The organism is Sphingobium sp. (assembly GCF_033795625.1).
Taxonomy (GTDB): domain Bacteria; phylum Pseudomonadota; class Alphaproteobacteria; order Sphingomonadales; family Sphingomonadaceae; genus Sphingobium.
The window spans coordinates 1-6,641 of sequence record NZ_JARYGI010000069.1 but is presented as its reverse complement, the minus strand read 5'-3'; the positions used below and the strand labels follow the sequence as shown (position 1 = coordinate 6,641).

At 63.8% G+C, this 6,641-nt stretch carries 5 protein-coding genes; 2 read left to right on the top strand and 3 right to left on the bottom strand.

Annotated features, from left to right (window positions below):
• The first annotated feature begins 18 nt into the window (after positions 1–18).
• On the top strand, positions 19–1,059 hold the full coding sequence (locus QHC67_RS18380; protein WP_319296575.1) for an IS91 family transposase: 1,041 nt from the start codon (positions 19–21) through the stop codon (positions 1,057–1,059).
• A 620-nt stretch (positions 1,060–1,679) separates the two neighbouring features.
• Here the strand turns inward: QHC67_RS18380 and QHC67_RS18375 are convergent.
• Entirely contained in the window at positions 1,680–2,702 is a 1,023-nt protein-coding gene (locus QHC67_RS18375; protein ID WP_319296573.1) for an IS110 family transposase, read from the bottom strand.
• A 118-nt stretch (positions 2,703–2,820) separates the two neighbouring features.
• Between QHC67_RS18375 and QHC67_RS18370 the strand changes: the two genes are divergently transcribed.
• Positions 2,821–3,766 (top strand): IS630 family transposase gene (locus QHC67_RS18370; RefSeq protein WP_161633889.1). Its coding sequence is split into 2 segments (ribosomal slippage): positions 2,821–3,159 and positions 3,161–3,766, totalling 945 coding nucleotides; the frame shifts between segments, so codons are not numbered across the junction.
• A 189-nt stretch (positions 3,767–3,955) separates the two neighbouring features.
• On the opposite strand, the gene metB is transcribed toward QHC67_RS18370, so the two are convergent.
• Together metB and QHC67_RS18360 are read right to left on the bottom strand one after the other, a co-directional pair.
• Positions 3,956–5,107: a cystathionine gamma-synthase gene (gene metB, locus QHC67_RS18365; protein ID WP_319296571.1), complete on the bottom strand. Its 1,152-nt coding sequence runs from the start codon at positions 5,105–5,107 to the stop codon at positions 3,956–3,958.
• A gap of 81 nt (positions 5,108–5,188) precedes the next feature.
• Entirely contained in the window at positions 5,189–6,427 is a 1,239-nt protein-coding gene (locus QHC67_RS18360; RefSeq protein ID WP_024018139.1) for a tyrosine-type recombinase/integrase, read from the bottom strand.
• Positions 6,428–6,641 lie beyond the last annotated feature (214 nt).

The following is a 6,641-nucleotide window of genomic DNA, read 5'->3' as shown; positions in this document are numbered from 1 at the left end:
GGCGGCTCCTTCATATGAGTGTTCAACGACCTCATCCTGGCACATCACGATGCCGTTGGGAGCCGTCCAACCCAACATTGTCCCAAGTGCCAGGGTGCCGCGCGCGAACAGTGGCTCGCCGACCGTCAGGCCGATCTGCTGCCGGTACCGTATTTCCACGTCGTGTTCACCGTGCCGAGCGAAGTCGCCGAGATCGCCTTTCACAACAAGACGGTGGTCTATGCGATCCTGTTCGAAGCCGTCGCCGCGACGCTCAAGACCATTGCGGCCGATCCGCGACATCTGGGCGGCGAGATCGGGTTCCTCGCCATCCTTCATACCTGGGGCCAGGCGCTCACCCATCATCCGCACATCCATTGCCTCGTCCCCGGCGGTGCGCTCTCTGCCGATGGTCGCTGGCTCGCCTGCCGGCCGCGCTTCTTCCTGCCCATCCATGTGCTTTCGCGCCTGTTCCGGCGGCTGTTCCTCGAACGTCTCGAGACGGCGCACACGCGCGGGCGTCTGCGCTTCTCGGGCACGCTCGCCAAGTTCGACGACGCTGATGTCTTTGCTGCGGCAGCGCGGCGGCTTCGTCGCAAGAACTGGGTCGTCTATGCCAAGCCGCCGTTCGGCTCACCCGAGCACGTCCTCGCCTATCTCGGGCGCTACACGCACCGCGTTGCCATCGCCAACAGTCGCCTGGTCAGCGCCGACGATAGCAGCGTGGTCTTCCGCTGGCGCGATTATCGCCATGGCAACGCGCCCAGGCAGATGTCGCTTGCTCCGGACGAGTTCATCCGCCGCTTCCTCATCCACAGCCTCCCCGACGGCTTCCACCGTATCCGCCACTATGGCTTCCTCGCCAACGGGTGTCGCCGGGCCCGGCTCGCCACGATCCGCCAGCTTCTGCCGGTGACCGAGGGTGAGTGCGGCGGGCCCGGCGACGACACCCCACGCGACGCTCGGCTCCCACGCTTCGATCCGGCAGCCTGCCCCTGCTGCGGGGGTGCCCTGCGGATCACCGCGACACTGCCGCGCCGCCGAACGCCGCCCGTGCGATTGTGGCCCGATACGTCATGAGCATGAACCGATATCCCAGCATTGCACCTGGCAGCGTCGCGGCTTCGCAACCGGTCGACGGGATGGTGGACCCATGCCCGCCAAGCGTCACGCCAACCGGTCACGAGATCGCCGCAGGCATTGTCCCTGACCGAAGCGCCGCTATCCGCCGCAATATCGCCCGCCAAAGCCGCGAGCATCGGCAGCTCGCGCCGACCCAGCGCCTGCCCAGATCGAGCGCAGCGCCACTAATCCCATAGCATAGCGGCCGCGTCAGCGGGTTCGTTCAATCCGGCTTCAATGAGGTCGCGCCGCACCACGATGCCAGCGTTGCGCCGCGCGACCTCACAGAACCCTCCAGATTCCCAAGCGGGGTAAGATGTGATTCATGTGTGGACGGCCCCTGTTGGGCAAGGGGGAAATTGACGCGTTGATCTGAGCCGGGTCAGGTTCATTCATGTGTCCGGCCTGTTTGCGCGGCGTGAAAGGCCGCTGGCCATGATGGTGTCGGTGGATGGGATCCTCATCAAGCTGGCGCGCTGTGATGCGCGTTGAATCACTCAGGTTGTTTCCATCCCCGGCAAGCCCCGGATCGGCATCACGCGTGTCGTTCTCTCCTGCCCAAAGTGGTTGGCGCCAGGTCAGGCGGTTACCGGACCGGCGCGGTAATTTTCATCGCGCGCCATCACGGCCCAGGCGATCCGGGCCATCTTGTTGGCGACCGCGACGGTCACCAGCCTTGCGGGCTTGCGCTCGAGCAGCTGGTTCGCCCAGATGCTGACGGTCGTCTGCTTGCGCCGGGTGTAGCGGACAACGGCGGTTGCGCCGACGACTAGCAAATGGCGCAGATAGCGATCCCCCATCTTCGATATCGCGCCCATTCGCTCCTTCCCGCCGGAGGAATGTTGCTTGGGTACCACCCCCAGCCAGGCGGCAAACTGGCGACCGGAACGGAAGATAGCGGCGTCGCCGACGGTCGCAACGAGCGCGGTGGCGGTGATAAACCCGATGCCGGGGATCGTCTCCAAACGCTTGCACGCGGCATTGGCGCGATGCCAAGCCATCAACTCGATCTCGATCTGACGGATCTGTTGGCTCAAGCCATCAATCATGCCGGCGATCAGCAGCAATGTCTGCCGCGCCAGTTCCGGGATCGCTGCTTCGCCCGCGTTGAGAACGCCGACGAGCTCGCGGACATGGGCGCGGCCTCTGGGTGCCACAATCCCATATTCGGCCAGATGCGCGCGCAGCGCACTAACCTGCGCGGTCCGCTGCCGGACCAGCAGGTGACGGGCGCGATGCAACATCAGCACGCTCTGCGCGTCGGCCGACTTGATCGCCACAAAGCGCATCGTCGGTCGCCTCACCGCCTCGCAGATCGCTTCGGCATCGGCTGCATCATTTTTGTTCCGCTTCACATAAGCCTTCACGTAGGCAGGCGGCATCAGCTTCACCTCATGGCCCAGGCATTGGAGCTGCCGCGCCCAGTAATGCGCTGTCGCGCAGGCTTCGATGCCGATCAGGCACGGCTCAAAGCCGCCGAGAACCGCCAGCAACTGATCCCGTCGAACTTTCCGACGCAACACCGGCTGCCCTGCATCATCGACGCCATGAAGCTGAAAAACGTTCTTGGCGATGTCGAGGCCAATCGTGGTAATCTGCATCCGGACGGCTCCTTCCCGTTGATGGTCGCTGACAGCATCATCCTGGCACGAATCGATGCCGCTGGGTCAGGGGCCGTCCACCTCATCAAGCTTCCTGCTGGAGTGGAGGCTAGCAGGAATGGCCAGACCTTATTCAAACGACTTGCGGGAGCGTGTGGCGAAGTTCGTCGCGTCAGGCCGAACGGTTCGTGAGGCGGCTGGTGTCTTTCGGGTAAGCGTGTCGAGCGCGGTGAGATGGTCTCAGCGTTGGCGCGGGACGGGCACCGCGGCATCGCGGCCGAGGATTGGCCGACCAGGTCGGCTGCTAGCATCCGAGCAGTCATGGCTTTTGGGCCGACTGGCCGAGCAGCCGGACCTGACGGTACGGGCATTGGCGATCGAGCTGCGCGAGCGGGGATACCGCACGATCAGTCACAACACGGTTTGGGCGCTGCTGCACTCGGCCGGTTTCAGCTTAAAAAAAAACGCTATTCGCCGACGAGCAGTTGAGGCCGTCGATCGCCCGACGGCGCGAGCAGTGGAAGAAGTATCAGCACCTGCTTGAAGCCAAACGACTCGTTTTCATCGACGAGACTTGGGCCAAGACGAACATGACGCCGATCCGGGGCTGGTGCCGGCGCGGCCAGAAGCTGGTGGCGCGGGCGCCCTTCGGCAAATGGCGCACCCTCACCTTCATCGCGGCGCTTCGGCATGACCGGATCGATGCACCCTGCGTTCTCGATGGGCCGATAAACGGGGAGATCTTTACCGCTTGGGTCGAGCAGTTCCTGGTGCCGACACTTAAGCCTGGCGACATCGTCATCATGGACAATCTGGGCAGCCACAAAGGCGCTGCAGTCCGCAAGGCGCTCCGCTCCGCTGGGGCCAAGCTGTTCTTCCTGCCAGCCTACAGCCCGGACCTGAACCCGATCGAGCAGGTCTTCGCGAAGCTCAAGCTCCTGCTCCGCAAGGCCGCTGAGCGATCGGTCGAAGCCACATGGCGTCGGATCGGATCCCTCCTCGACGCATTCCCTCCAGCCGAATGCGCAAGCTACCTGCGAAACTCCGGATATGCTTCAATATGAGCAGGACAGACTCTAGCTCTCTCCACCGGACAGCCTGTCCGGTATATCGACCCCGCCACTTTTGAGGTTATCGGCACCGGCGAGTTGCTCAAGCGCTGCGACCGCAGCTGAGCTGCGCGCCGCCCTTTGCCGGTTTTCTCGGCGAACCAACTCTTCATAGCGACAGAGGGACCGAATCCGAGGCCTCGCTCATGCGCCGAACCCCTTCTCCAGACCAGCAATCAGATCGTCTAAATGCTCAAGCCCAATTGAAAGCCGTAGCAGGCCATCGTTGATGCCGGCCATTTGTCGCGCCTCAACGCCCATGTCGGCATGCGTCATCGTCGCCGGATGAGAGATGAGGCTTTCGACGCCTCCCAGCGATTCTGCGAGCGTAAAGGTGCCGATCGCGGTGATAAAGCGGCCCACCGCCTCGACCCCGCCTTCGAGCTCAAAGCTCAACATGGCGCCGAAACCGTGCTGTTGAGATGTGGCAATGACATGGCCTGGGTGGGAGGCGAGGCCGGGATAGTGCACAGCGCACACTCGGGCGTGCTGCTCCAGATATTTGGCAATCATGCCTGCGGTCCGCTGCTGCCGCTCAATACGTGGGAACAGCGTCCTCAATCCTCGTAACGTCAGCCACGCATCAAAGGGGGCGCCCGTCACCCCTACGACGTTCGCCCAGACAGCGAGCTTCAGGTATTCGTCGGCATCGGCCGTGATGACAGCGCCGCCGATCACGTCCGAATGGCCGTTGAGATACTTGGTGGTGGAGTGGATTACATAATCCGCCCCGAGTGTGAGCGGCCGTTGCAGCGCTGGCGAGAGGAAGGTGTTATCGACTGCAACTCGCGCGCCGGCGGCCTTGGCGAGCGCGCAGATCCCGCGAATATCGACAACGCGCATCAGCGGATTGCTCGGGGTCTCCACCAAGACTAGCGCCGGCTTGTCGGAGAAGGCAACGGCGAGCGCATCCCCATCCGATTGATCGATAAATGTTACCCGGAATTGCCGTTTTGCGGCTCGCGCCAGCAGGAGGCGGCGGGTTCCGCCGTAGCAGTCGTGAGGTGCCAACACGAGATCGTCGGAATCAATCTGCGCCAGAAGCAGATCGACAGCGGCCATGCCGCTTGCCGTAATGACCGCACCCGCGCCATGTTCGAGGCGAGCAAGCGCTTCGGCGAGCATCGCCCGCGTCGGGTTTCCCGCGCGACCATAATCCAATTCGCGCGGCTGCTCAAAGCCCTCGAAAGTGAAGGTGCTTGTCAGATAGATCGGCGGAGCCACCGCCCCAAATGCCGCATCGGTTGCCACGCCGTACGTTGCGGCAATCGTCTCGGGTGCTTGTTCTTTCGTCATCAGGGCCTCTTATACGCCGCGGATCGCACGATAAAGCCAATCAACGATCCAGGCTGTGGGCTTGCGCCACCGATGGGCCCGCTACCGGAATTTGGCCATCAGCCGTCCAACTGCGCCGGCTTCAGCTGTAAGATTGCGATTGTACGCGAGCGGCATGCGCGGGCTTTTCCAGCGCAGCGCGTCCATGATCCCGGCCAGATCCTCGCCGCTCGCGAACAGATCCTGGTTGAGCCCGATCCGCGTCGAATGCGCGCTGATCCCCTTGAGCAGCCGCGCCAGATCATCCGCGGTCAGATCGGGCAGAGCGCCACGATCGAACGCCCGCTGGATCATCGATCGATAGATTGGGCCGATGGACGCGGGATGAAGCGCCACGGTGCCGAGGTCATACTCGACCCGTGCCGGTAGCGCCGGCTTCGACAGGGTCTTGCGCAGATCCCACGTCTCTCGCCCTGAGATGCTGTCGATCGGCCGACCCCGCACGGCAGCGCGGGCCTTGTAGCGCCGCACCTGCACCCGCCGGAACAGCGGCCCTGCGGTGATCCCGGCCGCCTCGGTCCAGGCCGCGATCGCCGCGACGGTGCGCGGGCTCAGAAACGCGGTTGCCCCCTCCCCGTCCTGATCGCCTTTGCTGCGCAAGATCTGCAGCAGACGCGCCTCGGGGTCGATCGCCTCCTCGATATGTTCGACCGCGACCGCCACCAGCTCGGAGGCCCGCAGCCCGGTGTCGTAAGCCGTCGACAGCAGCGCCCGATCACGCAGGCCCGGCAGATCGTCTCCGCAACTCTCGAGCAAGGCGCGGATGTTGAGCCCGCGCGCCTTGTCGCGCTCGACGTCGCGTACCGGACCTTTGAACCGTAAGGGCCGCGCCTGCTTTTGTGCCGCCCCCTTCTCGCGGCGGACCGCCTGCAGCCGCAGCTTGACCAATGGGGCGGGCGTCGGATCCTTCAGATCGAGCAGCTGGTGGATCTTGGCGATCGACGCCTTGTAGCGGGAGAGCGACGCTGGCCGGCTCCCCTTCCCCGCCCGGGCATCGAGATAATCGGCCACGGTCTCGGCCGTTGCCGGCAGCGCAATCCGGTTGGAGCGCCGGCACCAGGCATCGAATGCTTCGACATCGGATTTTAGAGCGCGGATGCTGTGCGGCGACGAGGCGGCTTGGTACGCTGCGATCAGCGCCTCGTTGACGGTGATACGCTCGCCGGCGCGCATCTGCACGATCGTCCAGGCAAGGTCGACCGGGGCCCTGACAGCCGGCAGGTCCGCCTCCGACGGCGCTACAGCGGTTTTCGGCCCTTCCCGGGCAGTTTCGGTGCCCATGATGCGCCACGCTCCTCAACGTCGCTTGTAGCTTATCTTATAAAGAGGCGTCAATTCCGCTTATATGATAACTGCACTTATCAAAGGTCCATATAATAGAAGCATCGTCGTGGTAGACTGGAGTTACATCTTCGGGAGGCTCTGTTGCAAAGATTGGCGGCAGTCAGAGGTAGGCTGTCGCTCTGCGCCGATCAGGCGGCTGCTGCGAAATGGT

Bases quoted from the DNA above. Each gene is read 5' to 3' on its own strand.
- QHC67_RS18360 (WP_024018139.1), bottom strand. From the start codon at position 6,427: ATGGGCACCGAAACTGCCCGGGAAGGGCCGAAAACCGCTGTAGCGCCG.
- QHC67_RS18375 (WP_319296573.1), bottom strand. From the start codon at position 2,702: ATGCAGATTACCACGATTGGCCTCGACATCGCCAAGAACGTTTTTCAG.
- metB (WP_319296571.1), bottom strand. From the start codon at position 5,107: ATGACGAAAGAACAAGCACCCGAGACGATTGCCGCAACGTACGGCGTG.